At 49.6% G+C, this 2,320-nt stretch carries 2 protein-coding genes; one reads left to right on the top strand and one right to left on the bottom strand.

Translation table 11 applies throughout. The features are described from left to right. A partial coding sequence (locus tag ACP7BZ_RS22855; RefSeq protein WP_426117487.1) for an IS5 family transposase occupies nucleotides 1–806 on the bottom strand: 806 nt, incomplete at its 3' end. Between the two features lie 289 nt (nucleotides 807–1,095). On the opposite strand from ACP7BZ_RS22855, the gene ACP7BZ_RS22850 reads away from it, so the two are divergent. Beyond that, complete coding sequence (locus ACP7BZ_RS22850; RefSeq protein ID WP_426117485.1) at nucleotides 1,096–2,067, top strand: sensor histidine kinase; 972 nt, start codon at nucleotides 1,096–1,098, stop codon at nucleotides 2,065–2,067. Nucleotides 2,068–2,320 lie beyond the last annotated feature (253 nt).

The following is a 2,320-nucleotide window of genomic DNA, read 5'->3' as shown; positions in this document are numbered from 1 at the left end:
ACATAGCTGCGGAAATTGTAGCCGGTTATCCGCTGCCAGGTGGCGCGCCCGTTCCGAGCGATGGTTTCAATATGCTGGTCCCGCCAAGTCGTGCCGGTGTCGGAACGTACAGCGCTCTTATGCGGTGGAATGATCACTTGCGCATCGGGCTGCTTCGTCAGCACCGCCTGCGCTACCGGCTCGCCGTCGTAGGCGCCATCGCCCATGAACATTTCAAATGGTGTCGTGATTTGATCGAGTAAATCCGGCACGGCCGTCGTGTCGCCCACTTCCGGCGTCGTCAGTTCGCAGGCGAGAACCTGATGATGTTCGTCGATCACCAAGTGCAGCTTGCGCCAGGTGCGCCGGGCCGGGACGTCATGCTTTTCCTGGTGCCATTCATCTTTGCCGTACACTTTGAGTCCGGTGGAGTCCACGATGACGAGGCTGCCTGGGTCAAGCGCTTTGCTCAGGGCATGTCTTGGCAAGCCGATGCTCCGCTTGGAAATGCAGCTGAAATCCGGGATGCTGATCTCGACCTTCAGGGCACGGGCGAGCGAGTTCATGAACCTTTCGGTCTGCCGTAACGCCAGATGAAAAACTTGGCGTATGAGCAGCGCGGTCTCGATTGCCACATTGGAATACTTTGTTGGCCGGCCGCGCGCCCCGGTCTTCGCTGGGCACCACTCGGCAATCGCCTCTTCGGTAAACCACATCGTAAAGTCACCGCGTCGCTTGAGCGCTGCGTTGTACGCAGGCCAGTTCGTCACCTTGTAATGCGGCTTCTCGAATTTGTGGCGATGCTCTTCGCTGTGTTTGTACGGCACGGGACTACCTGGAAAGAAATGATGCCAGATTGTACACTCCTATGGCGACCGGTCGAATTATTCAACAACGCCCTTAATGACGCCTCCGCTAATGAAACAGAACCAAAAATCGACGGCAAATTAGAAAAAATTGTCAATTGTTCAGTATTTCCCTGATCCGATAGAATCACAAAGCCAAGAAATTATCACTTCTATTAGAAATTTCAAGTAACCTATAGACTCCCGCGTCTGAATTAAAATTTTGTAGATCAATTAAATTTCTTCCCATAAAGTTGCTATTGAGAGCAATATGAAAAATGAAGCGAAGATGTCCCGTTGGATTAAAAAAATCAACATTCATTGCCGCAATACAAATTCGTTTGCAGCTCAAAACTTATTGTTACGGCGTGTAACTGAAGCTTTAAAGCAGTGTTTGCTTAGCGAGCGCAATGAAGTCGCTCAACTACACGCAAGCTTGCAGCTACTGCGCGATGTAAACAAGAAACTTTTACTGGCCACAATTGGATTTGAAGAACAGAAAAAAGTTGTTGAAATGGAGAGTTCCCATCAAATGATCTTTCTGTCCATGCTTGCCCACGAGCTACGCAATCCAGTTGCTTCAATTGCGGTTGCCAACAGCCTAATGTTAAGAGCAAAGATGTGTAGTCCAATGGCGGAGAGGATGGGAGGTATTGTGGGGCGTCAAGTGGTACACTTGCAGCGCTTGATAGAAGACTTACTTGATGTGGCACGTATTAATACCGGGAAAATTTTCTTGCAAAAGACGTTCACCGAATTTAATGATGTAATTAATAGCGCACTAGAACTTAGCGGCCACTGTCTCACGCTCCGGCGGCAAATTGCAGTAATGGACCTTCCGGCGACGTCACCATTGCTGTTTGGTGACCCATTTCGGCTAGCGCAGCTATTTTCCAACTTGGTAATAAATGCGAGTAAATTTTCGCCGACAGATTCAACTATCTTTATAACTGCTTGCACGCAAAATTCAGTACTTACAGTGTGTGTTAGGGATAATGGAATCGGTATTGCTTCGGAAGATCATCTGCACATCTTCGACATGTTTTCGCAGGCAAAAAATACGTCAGAATTTGGAACAGCATGTGGCTTAGGCATTGGTCTTGCGCTGGTAAAATCCATAGCAGAATTACATGACGGGTCAGTAAGTGTTACCAGTGAGGGAATCAACTGCGGCAGTGAATTTTGCGTAACGCTACCCTTGGCTTCAGCCTATTCGGTTGGTCCTTCGTGTTCTGTCGCGTAAGGGCGTTGTTGAATTAATTAACGCCAGGCAAAAACGTCCCCAGTTTCGGTCCGTTTTTAGATTTTTACCGACACCGGCATACCGAAGCTGGTCATCGTGTTCAGTGCGGACGTACTGATCCACGCCTCCGTTTTCTGGCTCTATGCCGTTTTGAGTGGAACTTTACACGGCGGCGGAAACGTGATGCTGCCAAATCGTGTGAATTTCCCCACCCCTAACCCCGCCCCGAGGGCGGGGAAGTCCTTGCCGCCGG

The sequence above is a fragment of the Massilia sp. PWRC2 genome, assembly GCF_049896725.1.
In the GTDB taxonomy this organism is placed as follows: Bacteria; Pseudomonadota; Gammaproteobacteria; order Burkholderiales; family Burkholderiaceae_D; genus JAFCUW01.
The sequence above is the reverse complement of the archived record's forward strand: the minus strand, read 5'-3'. Positions and strand labels throughout refer to the sequence as shown.